Below are 16777 nucleotides of genomic sequence, written 5' to 3'. Positions count from 1 at the left end.
ATTTCATGTTAATAAGAGAGAAATTCTTTTTTTATAGCCTCACAAAATAAAGGGTCGGTAAAGCATCGGAGCGCAGCTCTTCCTAATATTTGAGCGCCAATTTTCAACATTTCCTTGGCTCGTGGTGTTGTGACTGCTTGTGCGAATTCTCGTGTATGATGAGGTATTTGCATGTCTGTAATAGAGAGTAGAGGTTGCAAGGCTGGACAATGTTGACTTACATTGCCCATGTCGCTTGACCCGCCAGCGCCGGGAGCTGGGGTTGTAGATATGCCGCATTCGGCAAACACTCCCTCCATCATGTCTTCAGCAGCCTTATTGGGACGCATTTCGTGGAAACTAAATTCTACATTCTTCCATTCAACTTCTGTTTCGGTGGCTAGAGCCACTCCTTGAGCACATTTAAAGGCTTTTTGCAAAACAATGTCTAGATATTTTCTATCTGGAGCTCTGAAATAGAACTTGGCTGAGGCCAAATCTGGAACAATGTTTGGTGCTTCTCCGCCTTTTGAAACGATGCCATGCATTCTGACTCCTGGCTTTACATGTTGACGTAGCATATCGATACTATGAAAGAAAAGTTGGACGCCGTTAAGGGCATTGCGCCCTTCCCACGGAGCTCCAGCGGCATGAGCAGTTTGTCCTGTAAAGGTGAATTCAATGGCATCCATTGCTAGAGACCGATAAGGTACATAACTTACATTATCATTGCAATGGATCATCATGGCTAAGTCCATAGAATCAAAAATCCCCTTTTCTGAAAGAGTCACTTTAGCGCCGTTTGTTTCTTCCGCCGGAGTCCCTATTACAAAAAGAGTTCCAGTAGAAAGAGAGCTCATGAGAGGGGAAAGAGCAAGTCCGGCCAAGAGAGTCATGGAACCATGAAGGCAATGTCCACATCCATGGCCTATTTCAGGTAACGCATCGTATTCTGCCAGAAGGGCTACGTGGGGCGTCCCCTTCCCTTTTTTGCCACAGAAAGCGGTTGGAATGTCACTGTAAGGATATTCTGTTTCGAAATGAGCTTGGGCAAGAAGATCGTTCATTTTTCGGCTCGCTTCAAATTCCTGTTCACCTAGTTCAGGGTGAGAGGCCATATAGAGGTTCAATTTCCATACAGTTTCTACGTTTTTCTCTATGGTCGTGTCCAGAGTAGAGATAAGCTCTTTGTATTTATTCAATTCGTTCAACGAAAAAGCCTCCTTTTGTTTATATGAAGAATAATCCTATCACATGATGTGGCCTACTCCTACCTCTTCTATTAAGAGATATACTATTTTTGATCTTATTGCTGTTTCAAAGTAAAATTATCATCGGCCAGTATTTTTGAACTGGACCCTCACTATTTGGAGGAAAGTATGAACACAAAGGCAACAAGGCTAGATCAGGTAATTATGAACAGGCTGAAAAAAGACTGGGCAGAACCTATCCTTTGGTGGAGCGGTGAGTGGTGGACAGGAGAGGATATTGCATGTTTAGCTGCTCAGTATAGGCAAAGTTTGGGAGATGCAGGGTTCGGGAAAGGGCATCGATTGGCTGTAATGATGCCTAATTCTCCAGCTGTATTGGCGCTTTCTTTAGCTGCTTGGGCACTGGGTGGTGCCGTAGCTCCTATCAATACTCGAGCGGGAGTTCCCACGACTCTTGGGATCTTAGAGCTTATTGATCCTTTTGCGGTTATAATGTCTGAAAAGATGGAGGAATTGGAAGAAGCTCTGGCTTCAAAGGAGATCCCTTTCTTTGTTTCTCCTCTTGATGCGGCCCTTCCGCATATATCGGGACGCCAGTCTGTGGTAGGCGATGAAGAATTAGCTGTAATTTTTGCTACGTCTGGCACAACTGGCCGGCCAAAAGCTGTGCCTTTGAGCCACTCTAATTTGATTCATAATGCCACGACGGTATTTGAAGAGTTGACGGAGTTGGCCGAAGGGGACGTCTTCCTTAATGTGCTGCCCAACTTCCACTCTTTTGGCTTTACAGTAGCGGGGGTAATGCCCCTGCTCTGTGGTATGAAACAGACTATTTTGCCCTCTTTTCTTCCACCCCATAAGACGCTAGAGGCTATTTGTGTGTCGAAAACAAATGTTTTGCTTGTAGTTCCCACAATGCTTTCTTTCCTGCTTTCTTCTATTGACCACGGTGCTCCTAAACCTGATCATGTGAAGCTTATTATAAGTGGGGGAGATAAGCTGAACATACAGTTAGACTCAAAAATCAAGGAATATTTTGGGGTGGGTGTGCTTGAAGGGTATGGATTGACAGAGTGTTCTCCCGTTGTATGTGTAAATCCGTCTTATGCCAAGCGAAAACTTGGAACTGTCGGTCCTTTTATTTCTGGATATCAGTGGAAACTTGGAAATGAACATGGGGAAGATGTAAAAACTTCCAAGGAAGGAGTTTTATGGGTTCGAGGAAGCTCTGTCGCGGCTGAATATTTTAGAGATCCTGAAAAGTCGGCGGGGCGTTTCGATGGAGGATGGTTCAACACAGGTGATTATGTTCAGATTGACGAAGACGGGTATGTCAGAATCCTCGATAGGGTGACAGATATTATTATTGTTGGAGGATTTAACGTTTATCCCCAGGAAGTGGAGGCTATACTTCAGACCCACCCGGCAATAGAGCAAACTGTTGTAATAGGAATTCCCCATCAGATTAACGGAGAGGTTCCTAAAGCGTATGTAAAAAAAGCGCCAGGAATTGCCTTATCTCCAAGAGATGTAATTGATTTCTGCAAAAAACATTTAGCTCATTATAAGGTGCCGCGGAGCGTAGAATTTATAGACGCATTTCCTCTCTCAAGTACAGGAAAGATACTTCGTCGCCTTCTGAGGAAAAAAGAAGAGGTAAAACACTCATAAAAATCCGGTCTGAGAAAAGCAGGGGCCCCTCCTTTCCGAGGGGCCCCCTTGTTCTTTAGAATGCTCGAAATCCTACAACGTCTTCCCGAATAGCCATATACCTTTTCTTAGTAATGTCCATATGACCACTTTCCATATTTTTGAGCTTGCCAAACATAATAGCTGTTTCGCCAGCGCTCTCTTTCTCGAGGCGTTCATAGAATTCTTTCGCTCTCATTTCCGATAAATATGCAGCAGAAGCAATGCGTAGAAGGGACGTTACATCTCCGAAGTCTTTGGTCTGTACCTTCAGTTCAGGAGAGACAACCATATGAGGATCTATAGGGCATTCTTCACCATACATTTTTAGGTACAGCTTCTTCAGGTCTTCTTCATGCTCTTTCTCCCACTCTGCCAATTCCATCAATTCTTTCTTCTCATGAGGTTTTGTAACACTCTCAGCCCAGATACGGTAAAAGTTCTTGGCTTCTATTTCAGCATGTATACCATACCTGAGAGCCTCTTTCATTTCAAAGCACTCTGATGTCATATTTATCCCTCCAGTCTCGAATGAACATAGTATTACTTATAAAGTATATACTTTTTGGAAAGGTATTTGCAAATATCATTACAGTACTACAATATGAGCTACGAGCTAGAGAATAGTGTAATATAAAAATTAAAAGGGAGAATCGAGAATTAAGGAGGGGAATTAGATGAGTAAAAAAGAAAATCTTGTTGTAGTTTCATGTGCGCTGACGCCGGAAGAACGGCGAAAGCTAGAAGCCCCTCTTGAAAGAGTAGCGACAGTGCTTTATTTGGATGATTGCAAAGATAGAGTGTCGCTCTTAAAAGAAGCTGATGTTTTAATATCTTTCTTTTTTAATCGTGAAATCCATAAAGAAGAGTACCCCCTGCTCAAAAAATTGCGCTTGTTACAGACTCTTTCTGCAGGTGTAGATTATCTTCCCTTTTCTGAAATGCCTCAACATTTCTTTATAGCATGTAATGCCGGAGGGTGGGCCTATCAAATAGCAGAGCATGTTGTAGCTTTGACTATGGCGCTCGCAAGACATCTCGTTCCTCTTCATTTGAAGTTGGCACAAGGAGAATTCGACAGAGAGAAATATGTCTTAAGAAATCTGAAAGGAATGACGGCTGGAATCGTAGGCTTTGGAGGAATAGGGCAACGTACAGCAACGTTATTTAAAGCTTTTGGCATGAAAATCATGGCTTTAAATACCAGTGGTAAGACGACAATTCCAGTAGATTTTATAGGAACGCTTTATCAGTTACCTCAAGTCTTAAAGGAATCCGACGTAGTGTTACTGGCACTTCCTCTTACAAAACAAACGAAGGGGTTTATTGGCACAAAGGAATTGTCGATAATGAAGAAAGATGCCATATTGATTAATGTGGCTCGCGCTCCTCTCATAATAGAAAAAGACCTTTATGAACATCTGAAAAGAAACCCCAGTTTCCAGGTAGGTCTTGATGTATGGTGGAAAGAACCTACATGGGGCAGAGACAATTTTCATGTGGACTATCCTTTCCTTGAACTCCCTAACGTTCTTGGCTCCCCCCACAATTCTAATTATGTAGCTGGTGCCATGGCTGAAGCATGTGAAGTGGCGGCTCGAAATATAGCCCTTTTCCTTGAGGGGAAAAGGTGGCACGGCTCTATAGATCGAGAAGACTATGTTCTTACCGATTGACTAGCAATTGACAAGCTCGAGGAGGGGGAAGTTAAAAGAGAAATACTATATGGGAGAGGAGCAGTTTTTGTATTTTAATCCATAGATGGGGGGGGTAATGTTATGTCGTATGGAAGCGTGTCGCGAAAGATTGCGGCGGCTTTCGCGGCTCTGATCTTTTTTATGGCGGTGGTAGGATGGTTAAGCTATAGGTCCTTGAATCATTCTTCTTTAGGCTTATTACAATATCAGCGTTTAGCTGAAGTGAGCAATGAAAGTGCAAAAGTACAGGTCGCGCTTATGTCCCTTAAAGCTTCCGCCACGCGGTACATTGAATTCAGAAGAGTTGAGGATCAAATTCAGTACCGGGATATTCAGGCGGTTTTTGAGGCGGCTCTTTCTCGCCTTGCTTCTAATGTTGAAAAAACAGAACAGAAAGAAAAAATAGATATAATTTCTTCTCTTCTCGATGAATATAATCAAGCCTTTCAAACAGCAGTTCAATTGAATGACGACATGGAGATTCTTTTTCAGACAGGCTTTCTCAATCAGAGTGAAATTATGGAACAGGAGTTAACTGCTCTTATGGTGGAAGCGGAGAAGAATCAAAATGCCAGCCTTTCGTATTATGCAGGACTAGGGGTGAGGAGTCTCTTATTGGCCAAGGCTGACGGAATCCATTATCTTCAAACGGGAGATCAGACTCTTATTGGTAAGTTAAAGCGAGAACTAGTGGATCTCTCGGGGTATATGCCTCTTTTTGATATGATGGTTGAAGATCATGAGGCAGGGTGTGACCACCTCCAGAAGTTTACTGAATCGTTAAAAAATTTTGAAGAACAAATACCTACTATAGTGGAAATAGATACGAAACGTCGGGCTATTCGGTCGGAGACGATAGAGGAACTCGGCTCCAAAATGGAGGAGCAAATAGCTTCTATTCAAAAAGCTTTAGAGTCCTTCCAGCAAAAATTGGGACCAGAACTTGCAGAACAGAATAATACGGCCCTTCGCTATATTTTTCTTGCGGCTTCTCTTATGGTCCTTTCGTGTGTAGTGACCGGATTGATTTTGTCTCGTCATATAACAACGCCCCTTCGTCAAGTTGTTTGTCTCGCCCAAAGGGCGGCAGAACGAGACCTCTCTTGGGGAAGAGATGATTTTGGAACGGAACGGAGAGATGAGTTCGGCCATATGGCAGATGCTCTTTCTGCCATGATAGATTCTCTTCGGAATGCTTTAGTGGAAGTGCGAGGTAATGCATATAATTCCCTTCAGCGAGCAGAGAGTCTTGCTGCCTTGTCTCAGGAAAGCACGGCTTCTATGGAGGAAATTCGGGGTGCTTTAGAAGAGCTCAACACCCTCTCTGAGGAGAGTGGGCATGCTTTGGAACAAGCTGGAGATGCTGTTAACGTAGTAGCAGAGAATGCATCAGAATCGGCTCATTCCTCTTCTGAAGCGGCAAAAACATCGGCTTTCGCCGCTTCTCTTTCAGAAGAGGCTGCGTCAAGAGTTGAGGCCGTTATTAGCTCTATACAACATGTGGAAAATCAGATGAAGGAAACAGAGTCTAAAATAGCTCGTCTTGGTTCTTCTATTAAGAATATTTCAGGTTTTGTGAATGTAATTACGGCTATAGCAGATCAGACGAATCTCCTTTCGCTCAATGCTGCTATTGAAGCTGCCAGAGCTGGAGATGCTGGGCGAGGGTTTGCAGTTGTAGCTGACGAAGTTCGAAAATTGGCAGAGGAGTCGGCTGAAGCTGCTCGAAATATTGAGTCGCAAATTTCAGAGCTACAAAAAGATGCCTCTGTTTCTATAGATGCTATTCGAGAAACAGGAGAAACCATGAAAAGTACAGTGGTAGATGCCCGCCATGCGAGAAAAGGCATGGAAGATGCTCTCTCTGAAACGGCAAAAATAGATGAAATTATCCAGGCCCTTGCTGCTTTGGCTCAGAATCAGGCTCTGGCTGGTGAAGAAATGAAAGGGACGGTAGAACGTGTTCTTTCTGCGGCTCGTAGCATGAGGCAGATGGTGGCTACTATTCGGCAAGCAGGTGAAGAGACAGTAAAGGCTGCTGAGAGTGTGGCACGAGAAGCAGAGGGAGTGAGTCATGGTTCAGAACAGGTGTCCCATTTGATGGATACTTTTACTCTTAAGAGAGTTTCTACTTCTTCTGGCAATGCTTTGCCGGATAAAGGGGCAGTCCGAGGAGGAGAAAAAACAGCTGTTTTAACTCCACACTCGTCAATTTCAGGAGATCAATAAAAATCTGATTCACAGAATAAAACATAGAGTATAAGGCGGTGAAAAACATGGCACTATTTCAGGTTGCTACCTTTAATGTAAACTCTGTGCGAAGTCGCATGCTTGTCCTTTTGCAATGGCTTCAGAAAAACAGAGTTGATGTTCTTTGTCTTCAAGAGACCAAGACGGAAGATCAATTTTTCCCTCAGGAAGAATTTAAAAAACTCGGTTATTCTCTCATATTTAAAGGAGAGAAGGCCTATAACGGTGTAGCTCTTTTAAGCCGTCATGCAATAGAGAACCCTCAGTTTGGATTTAATGATGGTGAAGATCCTGATCCTATAACGAGGATAGTGCGAGGAACCATATGCGGTATCCATGTTATTAATACGTATGTCCCTCAAGGCAAGAGCATTGATCATCCGGACTATCAGGCGAAACACCGTTTTTTCGATCGTCTCCTCAATCTTTTTCAGAGGGAGTTTTCACCTCATACGCCCCTATTATGGGTTGGAGATATGAATGTAGCTCCTACTGATATAGATGTAACGAGCCCTGAACGAAAAGGAGATCACGTGTGTTTTCACAAAGACATAAAAAATAAGTTTGAAGAAGTGAAAGCCTGGGGGTTTGTGGATGTTTTTCGAAAATATCACCCTCATGTAATAGATTTTTCCTTCTTCGATTATAGGGTAAAAAATGCTTTGGCGAGAAATATTGGGTGGAGAATCGACCATGTTCTCGCGACACCCCCTCTTGCTGTCTGTTCTGTTGACTGCTATATAGACAGAGAGCCGCGAAGTTGGGAAAAACCATCAGATCATACACCTGTTGTCGGTATTTTTGAGCTAAAATAAATATTTTATGAGCCCAAATGTTTCCAGAGTATTAATCGGTGGTAGCCCTAGTTTTGCTATTAAGGGGCTACCACCTTGGTCGTTCAACTTTTATTATTGAAATATTTTTTGAAAAACACTATAATATTACAATATGAGAAGGGCATATCATATTATGAGAATCTAAAAAGAGGTGTTGTCCTTGAAAAAGACAAAAGCCTCTTCTTCGATGAAGACGTTAGAACGTGCTCTTACTATTCTTCAATGTTTTTCTTTTGACCGTCCCTCTTTAACAGCAACTGAGATTGCCTCTTTGTCGTCTATTCCCAAATCCACTGTTCATCGCTTTTTGAGAGTATTTGTAGACTATGGTTTTATCGAGGAAGGAAGAAGTCCAGGAACATTTATTCCAGGGCTAAGGCTTTTTGAGCTAGGTAACATAGTTCGTCAATCGCTAGATGTTCGTCATTGTGCAGAACCTTTTATGCAACGTATAGCCAATGAATTGAGAATCACGGTTCATCTCGTTATCCGGGATGGGAACGAGGGTATTTACATTGAAAAGGTGGAACCGGAAGGGCAACATATCCATTACTCCCATGTGGGGAAAAGAATTCCTCTTTACTGCACTGCCGCTGGAAAAGTGCTATTGTCAGAACTTCCTAATATTTTTATCGAAGAAATGTACTCTTTTCCTCTTTTTCCCTATACAGCTAAAACTATTACAACTAAAAAGGTCCTTTTTGAAGAATTGCGGCGAGTTCGGGATTGTGGTTGGGCGCAGGACAATCAGGAACTGGAGAAAGGTCTCTGTTGTGTGGGGCTCCCAATCCGAAATGATAGAGGTCATATTATTGCTGCATTAAGCTCTTCGGCGTTGGCTGTATCTTTTACCTCCTCTCGTACAGAGGAATTGATACAGGCTTTGCAGAGAGCCTCTTTGGAGGTGTCGAGGCGACTGGGTTTTACAGGCGCTGATTCATTATAGGAGGAGGCGAGTTTTATGGCAAAGAAGAAAGGACGTTTGGATTTTGTAAAAATGAAGCAGAATGGAGAGAAAGTAGCGTGGGTTACGGCTTATGACTTTCCTACCGCATCTTTTGTAGAACAAGCTGGCATGGATATGATTCTTGTAGGGGATTCTCTTGGGATGGTGGTACTAGGCTATGAAGGTACTATCCCTGTCACTATGGAAGACTGCATCCGTCATTGTCAAGCGGTACGCAGGGGAGCTCCTCATACTTTCTGTGTAGGAGATATGCCCTTTATGTCGTACCAGATTTCCGATGAAAACGCTGTCCTCAATGCTGGTCGATTCTTAAAAGAGGCAGATATGGATGCCGTAAAGTTGGAAGGCGGGCGGAGAGTGATCAGCCGTATCCGATCTATCGCTGACGCGGGTATCCTTGTAATGGGGCACATTGGACTCACACCTCAAAGTTCTGGACAGCTTGGCGGATTTAAAGCACAGGGGAGAGATCCGGAGAGTGCTCGAGAGCTCATAAAAGATGCTTTGGCTATTCAAGAGGCGGGTGCCTATGCATTGCTACTTGAGGCAGTTCCTCCAGAGTTGACAGAATTTATAGCTAAAAGACTTGAGATACCAGTATATTCTATAGGAGCAGGAATTCCTTGCGATGGCCAACTACTGATTTGTGGGGATATGTTAGGATTATTTGAGGCTTTTACCCCCAAATTTGTTAAAAAATATGCTAACCTTGCAGCAGAAGAGATTCGAGCTTTTAAAGAATATGTTGAAGATGTGAAGACGGGACAATTTCCTACAGATGATCATGTATATCATATTCTGCCTGGGAAAGAAGAAGAATTTGAAGCCATGCTTAAAGAGTTTGAATAGTTTTTGTACACAACAACAAAAGCAAGGCGGTCCTCTGGGCCGCCTTTTTTTAAAAGTTGAAAGGAGTAGACGTATGAGATTCTCTGAACGTATCTATGCTATGCAAGCTTCCCCCATTCGTAAATTAGCTCCCTACGGGCTTGAAGCGAAAGCGCGAGGGAAAAAAGTATATCATTTAAATATTGGACAGCCTGATATAAAAACTCCTCCCTCTTTCTTTGAAGCCATACGCCATTTTGATGAGGATGTATTGGCTTATGGCCCCTCCGAGGGGAATCCCAAACTGATCGAAGCGATTATAGAGTACTACAAGGACTATCACATAGATCTTGAGAAAGGAAATATTCTCATTACAGCTGGGGCCAGCGAGGCTATAGTCTTCGCATTTACAGCTCTTTGCGATCCTGGTGATGAGATCCTTATTCCAGAACCTTTTTACGCAAACTATAATCCTTTTGCTGAGTGGGTCAGCGCTCGAATTGTTCCTATTACAACTAAAGCCGAAGAGGGGTTCCGGCTCCCTCCGACAGAGACTATAGAGAAGAAAATTACCCCCCGTACGCGGGCCATCGTAATGTGCCATCCAGGCAATCCGACAGGTATGGTCTATTCAAGAGAGGATATGGAGCGTATAGGGCATTTGGCCCTTAAACATGATTTTTATATTGTTGCCGACGAAGTATATCGGGAATTTGTTTATGATGGTCTTCAATATGTGAGTTTTGGAAATCTAGAGGATGTAGAAGATCGAGTTCTCATTATGGACTCTGTTTCTAAGCGATACAGTGCTTGTGGTGCCCGTATAGGATGTATAGTGAGCAAGAACAAGGACCTTATGGGACAGATAGTAAAATTGTGTCAGAGTCGGACGAGTGCGCCTACTATAGATCAGGTGGGAGCTGTTGCTCTATATGGAACGTCGCCTTCATATCTTCAAGAGGTCAACAGGGAATATCAGAAACGAAGAGATATTATGTATCAAGCCCTAAAGTGTATGCCAGGGGTTATTTGCGAAAAGCCCAAGGGCGCTTTTTATATGATGGTTAAGTTGCCGGTGGATGATGCAGAAAAATTTATTATCTGGATGCTAAAAAATTTTGATGGCAATGGAGAAACAGTTATGGCAGCTCCTGGGGAAGGGTTTTATGCTACACCGGGCCTGGGACAAGATGAGATCCGTCTTGCCTATGTACTTGAAGAAAAGGAATTGGTTCGAGCGATGGATGTGTTAAAAGAGGGTCTTGAAGTCTATCCAGGACGTATAGAAGCTATAAAAGCGTAACGAAAAAAGTTTTATGCAACCGCTTGCATTAATCATATTTTCCTGCTACACTCCTCTCAGGAAAATGAGGGAGGTTTGGAGAGATGGCGGGAAAAAACGGAAGATTTTTTTGTAGAAAGAATACAGTAAGGAATAACGAGGCCATAAACCGTAAAAAATAGCGGTTTATGGCCTTTTTTTCGAATTGGAATGTAGAGGAGGATGGGTATGGCTCTTATCGAGAAAGCAGTGGTTATGACGGAAGAAGATATGGAGCGTATTCTTCGTCGGATTGCCGTAGAAATAGTAGAACGGAATAAAGGTCTTGAAGATGTCGTGCTTCTGGGAATTCAGCGTCGGGGAGTGTATCTTGCCGGAAGGCTGCGGTCCATATTGAAGGAGACCGAGGGCATTAAGGTCCCTGCAGGGGAGTTGGATATTACCCTTTATAGAGATGACATTACAACATTGCAAGAGCAGCCTGTTGTTCATAGTACTTCTATTCCAGTAGATATTGCCGGGAAAAAATTAGTACTTGTTGATGACGTCCTTTACACTGGCCGAACCATTCGAGCGGCTTTGGATGCTCTTATGGATCTCGGACGTCCGGATCGGGTACAGCTTGTTATCCTTGTAGATCGCGGACATAGAGAACTCCCTATCCAGGCAGATTATGTCGGACGTTCTGTGCCTACCTCTAAAAACGAGACAGTAGAAGTGCGAGTCAAAGAATTAGATGGAGAAGATAAAGTAATGATTTGTGAAAGAAATGGGGGAATGGAGTGATGCAGTGGAGACATCAGCATCTCATCTCTCTGGAAGATTGGAGCAGAGAAGAGCTGGAGTTCTTTCTTGAACAGGCAGATTATATGGAAGAACTTATGAATCGACCGATAAAGAAGGTCCCAGCATTGCGTGGCAAGCTGATCGTAAACTTCTTTTTTGAAAACTCTACACGGACGAGAGTTTCTTTTGAACTGGCCGAAAAGATGCTTTCAGCAGATGTTGTGAACTGGTCGGCATCTGGTTCAAGTGTAAGCAAAGGCGAGACAATGAGAGATACAGCTTGGACACTGGAAGCTATGGGAGCCGATGCTGTTGTAATGCGCCACTCTGCTGTAGGTGCTGCAGACTACTTATCACGAAAACTAAGGAAAGCATCGGTTTTTAATGCTGGAGATGGCACAAATGGTCATCCGACCCAGGCCCTTCTCGATCTCCATGCAGCGAGACAGCGTTTCGGTAAGCTTGAAGGACGAAAGATGACCATTGTAGGTGATGTTTTACACAGCCGAGTAGCACGAAGTGATATCCAGGCCTTTGGGAAAATGGGAGTACATGTAGTCCTTTCAGGGCCGCGGACTCTCATGCCTCTTTTTTATCAGGATTTAGGGGTCGACTATGAGCCTGATCCCCGCAAAGCTATTGCTGGTTCAGATATGGTGTATCTTCTCAGAATACAAAAAGAGCGCCAAGAGGAAGGGCTTATCCCTTCCATAGACGAATATCATAGACGGTATGGAGCTACGGAGACACGCGTCTCTCTGGCAAAACCTGAGGCTATAGTGATGCACCCAGGTCCCATCAATAGAGAGGTAGAAATTGCTTCTTCCGTTGCCGATGGAGAGAACAGCGTTATTTTAAAACAGGTAAGAAGCGGAGTAGCTGTACGAATGGCATTACTTTACCTTTGCTTGGGAGGTGCTCGTAATTGATTCTTTTAAAAAACGCTCAGCTTTTTGATGGGAAAGAATTGAGTGAGGAACCAATGGATGTCTTGGTGGAAGGTGGGATGGTAAAGAAAATAGCTCCTTCCATTGAATGTAAGGATAGCATAGAAGTTATAGATCTTCAAGGCAAAGTTCTTTGTCCAGGGTTTATTGACCTCCACGCCCATTTTAGAGACCCAGGTTTTGAGTGGCGAGAAGACATTATAAGTGGTGCTCAAGCTGCAGCGTCTGGTGGATATACAACAGTTGTGGCTATGCCTAATACCGATCCGGCAATAGATATTCCTTCTCTTGTGACTTACGTTGCAGAAAAAGGGAGACAGGCTGGAGCTGCCAGGGTTTTACCCAGCGCTTGTGTGAGCCATGGCAGAAAGGGAGAAATTATGGCTGAAATGGGGCTCCTGCGAGAGGCCGGAGCCGTTCTTTTCACAGATGACGGTGCCCCCGTTCGAACCTCTAAGCTTCTTCGAACAGCTCTTTTATATAGCCGAGATGTAGGGGCCGTGATAATGGAACATCCAGAGGATCCGTCCCTTACAGAGAAAGGGCAAGTGAACGAAGGGCGAGTGTCGGCGGTTAGTGGTTTAAAAGGTTTCCCCCATTCTGCTGAATATATTGACATAGAGAGAGGAATAGCTTTATCACGAGAGACAGGAGCACCTATCCATTTTACCCATGTGAGCACGGCACTTTCTTTCAAAGCTATTGCCAGTGCTAAAAAGGAGGGGCTTCCTGTTACCTGCGATGTTACACCTCACCACGTATCTTTAGACGAAAATAACGTCATTATCAGTCGTTACCACTCTGTTTATAAAGTCAATCCTCCTCTCAGGAGCCGAGAAGATGTAAAAGCAGCTTGGGAAGCCATTGCCGACGGAACTGTAGATGCTATCGCAACAGATCATGCACCATGGCACCTTAATGAAAAAGACCTTCCTTTTCAAGAAGCATCTTTTGGTATCGCTTCTTTAGAGTGTGCAGTAGCAGTTGTTCTTGATACATGGATTAAAATGGGACAACCTGTTGCTTTAAATCGACTTTTACAGCTCTTTACCTCGGGACCGGCATCTATCCTCCCTGCAGAATGGAGAAAGTTGGGCATTCTTAAAGAAGGAGCTGTTGCAGATTTGACTGTTCTGGATCTTGAAGAGTCGAAAGTAGTGGACGTGAATACTTGGAACAGTAAGGCTCGTCTGACCCCTTGGGATGGAGAGGTTCTGACTGGTTGGCCTGTAATGACCATTCTAGAGGGCCGGGTATGGCATAAAGGTCGTAGTCATGGATCGGATTGATCATAACGGGGTAATTTTAAAAATCCATCAACTTTCTTCTGAAGTTGCAGAAGCCACCATCCATTGCCCATCGGTGGCTTCTGCGGCGAGGCCGGGGCAATTTATAATGGTGAGGCAACAGGGAGTTTTAGACCCCCTGTTAGGTCGACCCCTAGCTGTAGCGGCAGTAAATGGAGAGACAATCACATTACTATTCCAGATTGTAGGAAAGTTTACCTCTCTTTTCGCTTCTTTGCCTCCAGGATCAAAGATGAACCTTCGCGGACCAATCGGGAATGGTTATTTATCGCGGCCTTCGCAGAATAAGCATATCCTTCTTGTTGCAGGAACTCTTGGAGCGGCTCCTCTCCTCTTTGCTTTTCAAAACTTCTCTCTTTGTTCTCGGAGTGATTTTGTTTTAGGCGTTCCAGGGAAAGGCTGGGAAGGCTTCGTTCGTTATACTCGGGAAAAAGTTTCTCGAATGACTGTTTGTTCCGATGATGGGACTTTAGGTATTCATGGCACAGCTTTGGCTGCGTTGCCAGATGCTCTAAACGAATGTATGGAAATTTGGGCGTGTGGTCCACTCCCCATGCTAAAAGCTCTTGCATTTAAGTATCCCGACCAAAAACATCAGATACGGGTAAGTCTCGATATGAAAATGGCTTGTGGTATAGGCGGATGTCTAGGCTGCGTTATAGATACATCTATGGGGCCCAAAAGGGTTTGTGTGGATGGTCCATTTTTCTTGGCAAGCGAGGTTCAATGGAATGACATGGCATAAATTATCGGAGGAAATAGCGGGTGTTCTTTTGGAAACACCTGTAATCATAGCTTCAGGAGTGTGGCCCTATGACCCTCAACTCTGGCGGAGGGGTAATCTCCCTGGCGTAGGAGCTCTCTGCACAAAGGCAGTTAGCTGTTCACCTCGCAGGGGCAATAAGGGAATTCGGGTATGGGAAACCTCCTGTGGCATGTTGAATAGTATTGGTCTCCAAAACACAGGGGTGCAAGATTTTCTTGCTCATAATCTTCCTTCCATTCAAGAAGGAGGCATGCCTTTTTTTGTAAATGTTGTTATGGAAAGCATAGGGGATACCCAGAAAACCCTTGATGCTTTGGCGGCTAAAAGAGAGATTACTTGTGGGGTGGAACTAAATATTTCTTGCCCCAACGTAGATGGTGATGGTATGGCTTGGGGGTTATCCCCAGAATCTACATTTCAAGCAGTAGCTGCAGCTCGGAAAGCATGGCCCGGTCCTCTGTTAGTTAAATTGACCCCTCAGGCTCTTGATATAGTAGCAGTTGCTAAGGCTGCTGAGGAAGCTGGCGCTGATGGTCTGGTTGTGGCTAATACGTGGTTGGGCATGGCTATTGATGTTAATGCGTGCCGTCCTGTATTTGAAAGAGTTTTTGCTGGTTTTTCAGGGCCAGCTGTTTTCCCTCTTGCTCTCCGTCTTGTGTGGCAAGTATGCGAGGCTGTTTCCTTGCCAGTCGTGGGGTGCGGAGGAGTGACTACATGGCAAGATGCTCTTTCCATGATTCTTGCTGGCGCTAGCGCAGTAGAGATAGGGACGTCTATGTTTGTTCATGCGGAAACACCAAGGCGGATTTGTGAGGGATTGTTGAAGTATGTAAATGATCGCAATATAGAGCATCTTCGGGACCTCCGTGGCCAAGCCCGGCGAGAGAAAGGAGAGGTATAAATGGTTAATCCTAGTGATAGACTGATCTTAGCTTTGGATGTAGATACTATTGAAGAAGGCCTACACACAGCCTCTTCCCTCAAAAGTGTTCTACATCGTATAAAAGTGGGGCACCAACTTTATGCCAAAGGTGGGCTTCAATTTTTACATAGTCTCATGAAGATGGGATATAAAATATTCTTAGATCTGAAGATGCATGATATTCCCAATAGCGTACGGATGGGAGTAGAAGCGTTGGCTGGAGAAGGAATATGGGCTTTGACTCTTCATAGCGCAGGAGGACGTGCCATGCTTGAAGAAGCTTTGGAAGGACGAGATAGAGTGGGCAGTTCCATGTTGCTCTTGGGCGTAACAGTCCTGACGAGCATGAATGAAGAAATGTGGCAGGAAGTAGCTCCGGGTTGTCCATTGCAGGAAGCTTTACGGGCCCGGGCGGAAGTCTGTGCCGAAGTTGGTATCCCTGGCCTTGTCTGTTCTCCTCTGGATCTTCCTCTTATCAATAAAACTTCAGGGCGAAAACTTATAAAAGTAGTGCCAGGAATTCGTCCTTCAAAAGGATCTGATGATCAGGTTCGTACGGCAACCCCACGGGGAGCCGTGTTAAGCGGGGCCAATTATCTAGTGGTAGGCCGCCCCATTCTTCGGGCAGAAAATAGGCAAGAAGCGGTACGTGCTATATTGAAGGAGATAGAGGGGGCAATAATATGCAGCGAGGATTAGTGCAAGAACGGATACAAGAAATGATGCGAGATAGTGGAGCGCTTTTAGAAGGACATTTCCTTCTTTCTTCCGGCCTTCATAGTTCTAATTATTTGCAGTGTGCTCTCTTACTAAGATTCCCCGCATACGCTGCTTTTGCAGCCCAGGAAATAGCGCGGCTTGCAGAAAAGCTACAGCCCACTATTGTAGTGGCACCGGCTTTAGGAGGACTTATTATTGGTCATGAAGTAGCTCGTGCCCTCAATATTCCTTTCATTTTCTGTGAAAGGGAAGAAGGAAAGATGAAACTACGACGTTTTCCGTTCCCAGAAAAGGCAGGCGCGCTTGTGGTAGAAGATGTAATCACTACTGGTGGTTCTGTACAGGAGGTAGGAGATTTCCTCTTGAACGGGGGGGCACAGTGGCTTGCTACAGCTTGTATAGTTAACAGAAGTGGTGGAAAACATATATTACCCCACGAGCCGCTCTCTCTCTGGAATGTCTCTTTCCCTGTATATAGACCGGAGGAGTGTCCTTATTGCGCGAAGGGAATTCCATGGCAAAAGCCGGGAAGCCGAAAATAGAAAGTGAAGACAAAATATTGTGAGGCCTCTTTTAAGAGGCCTTTTTTG

At 44.3% G+C, this 16777-nt stretch carries 16 protein-coding genes; 14 read left to right on the top strand and 2 right to left on the bottom strand.

Annotated features, from left to right (window positions below):
* Window positions 1–8 precede the first annotated feature (8 nt).
* Window positions 9–1190, bottom strand: coding sequence for an amidohydrolase (locus tag B4J50_RS07955; protein ID WP_286847214.1), 1182 nt, complete (start codon window positions 1188–1190; stop codon window positions 9–11).
* 168 nt (window positions 1191–1358) lie between these two features.
* Between B4J50_RS07955 and B4J50_RS07950 the strand changes: the two genes are divergently transcribed.
* Complete coding sequence (locus B4J50_RS07950; RefSeq protein WP_024821600.1) at window positions 1359–2861, top strand: AMP-binding protein; 1503 nt, start codon at window positions 1359–1361, stop codon at window positions 2859–2861.
* 55 nt (window positions 2862–2916) lie between these two features.
* Here B4J50_RS07950 and B4J50_RS07945 read toward each other — a convergent pair whose 3' ends face one another.
* The gene (locus B4J50_RS07945) at window positions 2917–3390 is read right to left on the bottom strand and encodes a ferritin-like domain-containing protein (protein ID WP_024821601.1); all 474 of its coding nucleotides are present in this window, start codon (window positions 3388–3390) and stop codon (window positions 2917–2919) included.
* Between the two features lie 166 nt (window positions 3391–3556).
* Between B4J50_RS07945 and B4J50_RS07940 the strand changes: the two genes are divergently transcribed.
* The 13 genes from B4J50_RS07940 (at window position 3557) to pyrE (ending at window position 16729) form a co-directional block, all read left to right on the top strand.
* A complete protein-coding gene (locus B4J50_RS07940; RefSeq protein ID WP_024821602.1) occupies window positions 3557–4555 on the top strand; it encodes a 2-hydroxyacid dehydrogenase in 999 nt (332 codons plus the stop codon).
* Between the two features lie 102 nt (window positions 4556–4657).
* Window positions 4658–6805 (top strand): methyl-accepting chemotaxis protein, encoded by a 2148-nt coding sequence (locus B4J50_RS07935; RefSeq protein WP_286847211.1) that lies wholly within the window; start codon window positions 4658–4660, stop codon window positions 6803–6805.
* A 47-nt stretch (window positions 6806–6852) separates the two neighbouring features.
* Window positions 6853–7641 carry an exodeoxyribonuclease III gene (xth, locus tag B4J50_RS07930; protein ID WP_024821604.1) on the top strand — a complete coding sequence of 263 codons (789 nt, stop codon included), beginning with the start codon at window positions 6853–6855 and terminating at the stop codon, window positions 7639–7641.
* Window positions 7642–7822: 181 nt separating this feature from the next.
* Window positions 7823–8608, top strand: a complete 786-nt coding sequence (locus tag B4J50_RS07925) for an IclR family transcriptional regulator (RefSeq protein WP_024821605.1) — start codon at window positions 7823–7825, stop codon at window positions 8606–8608.
* Between the two features lie 15 nt (window positions 8609–8623).
* Window positions 8624–9478: a 3-methyl-2-oxobutanoate hydroxymethyltransferase gene (gene panB, locus B4J50_RS07920; protein ID WP_024821606.1), complete on the top strand. Its 855-nt coding sequence runs from the start codon at window positions 8624–8626 to the stop codon at window positions 9476–9478.
* 73 nt (window positions 9479–9551) lie between these two features.
* Window positions 9552–10760, top strand: coding sequence for a pyridoxal phosphate-dependent aminotransferase (locus tag B4J50_RS07915; RefSeq protein WP_286847208.1), 1209 nt, complete (start codon window positions 9552–9554; stop codon window positions 10758–10760).
* A gap of 207 nt (window positions 10761–10967) precedes the next feature.
* A complete protein-coding gene (gene pyrR / locus B4J50_RS07910; RefSeq protein WP_024821608.1) occupies window positions 10968–11525 on the top strand; it encodes a bifunctional pyr operon transcriptional regulator/uracil phosphoribosyltransferase PyrR in 558 nt (185 codons plus the stop codon).
* Window positions 11525–12454 carry an aspartate carbamoyltransferase catalytic subunit gene (locus B4J50_RS07905; RefSeq protein ID WP_024821609.1) on the top strand — a complete coding sequence of 310 codons (930 nt, stop codon included), beginning with the start codon at window positions 11525–11527 and terminating at the stop codon, window positions 12452–12454. The genes pyrR and B4J50_RS07905 overlap by 1 nt, the downstream gene beginning before the upstream one ends.
* Window positions 12451–13761, top strand: coding sequence for a dihydroorotase (locus B4J50_RS07900; RefSeq protein WP_286847204.1), 1311 nt, complete (start codon window positions 12451–12453; stop codon window positions 13759–13761). Before B4J50_RS07905 ends, B4J50_RS07900 begins: the two co-directional genes overlap by 4 nt.
* On the top strand, window positions 13748–14524 hold the full coding sequence (locus tag B4J50_RS07895) for a hypothetical protein (protein ID WP_024821611.1): 777 nt from the start codon (window positions 13748–13750) through the stop codon (window positions 14522–14524). The genes B4J50_RS07900 and B4J50_RS07895 overlap by 14 nt, the downstream gene beginning before the upstream one ends.
* A complete protein-coding gene (locus B4J50_RS07890; protein WP_024821612.1) occupies window positions 14511–15446 on the top strand; it encodes a dihydroorotate dehydrogenase in 936 nt (311 codons plus the stop codon). Before B4J50_RS07895 ends, B4J50_RS07890 begins: the two co-directional genes overlap by 14 nt.
* Window positions 15447–16166 carry an orotidine-5'-phosphate decarboxylase gene (gene pyrF, locus B4J50_RS07885; protein ID WP_286847200.1) on the top strand — a complete coding sequence of 240 codons (720 nt, stop codon included), beginning with the start codon at window positions 15447–15449 and terminating at the stop codon, window positions 16164–16166. It abuts the gene before it with no gap.
* The gene (gene pyrE, locus B4J50_RS07880; protein WP_286847199.1) at window positions 16151–16729 is read left to right on the top strand and encodes an orotate phosphoribosyltransferase; all 579 of its coding nucleotides are present in this window, start codon (window positions 16151–16153) and stop codon (window positions 16727–16729) included. The genes pyrF and pyrE overlap by 16 nt, the downstream gene beginning before the upstream one ends.
* Window positions 16730–16777: the final 48 nt, after the last annotated feature.

This window comes from Aminobacterium sp. UBA4908, from assembly GCF_002398115.1.
GTDB lineage: Bacteria > Synergistota > Synergistia > Synergistales > Aminobacteriaceae > Aminobacterium > Aminobacterium mobile.
This window is presented reverse-complemented; position numbering and strand designations above follow the sequence as displayed.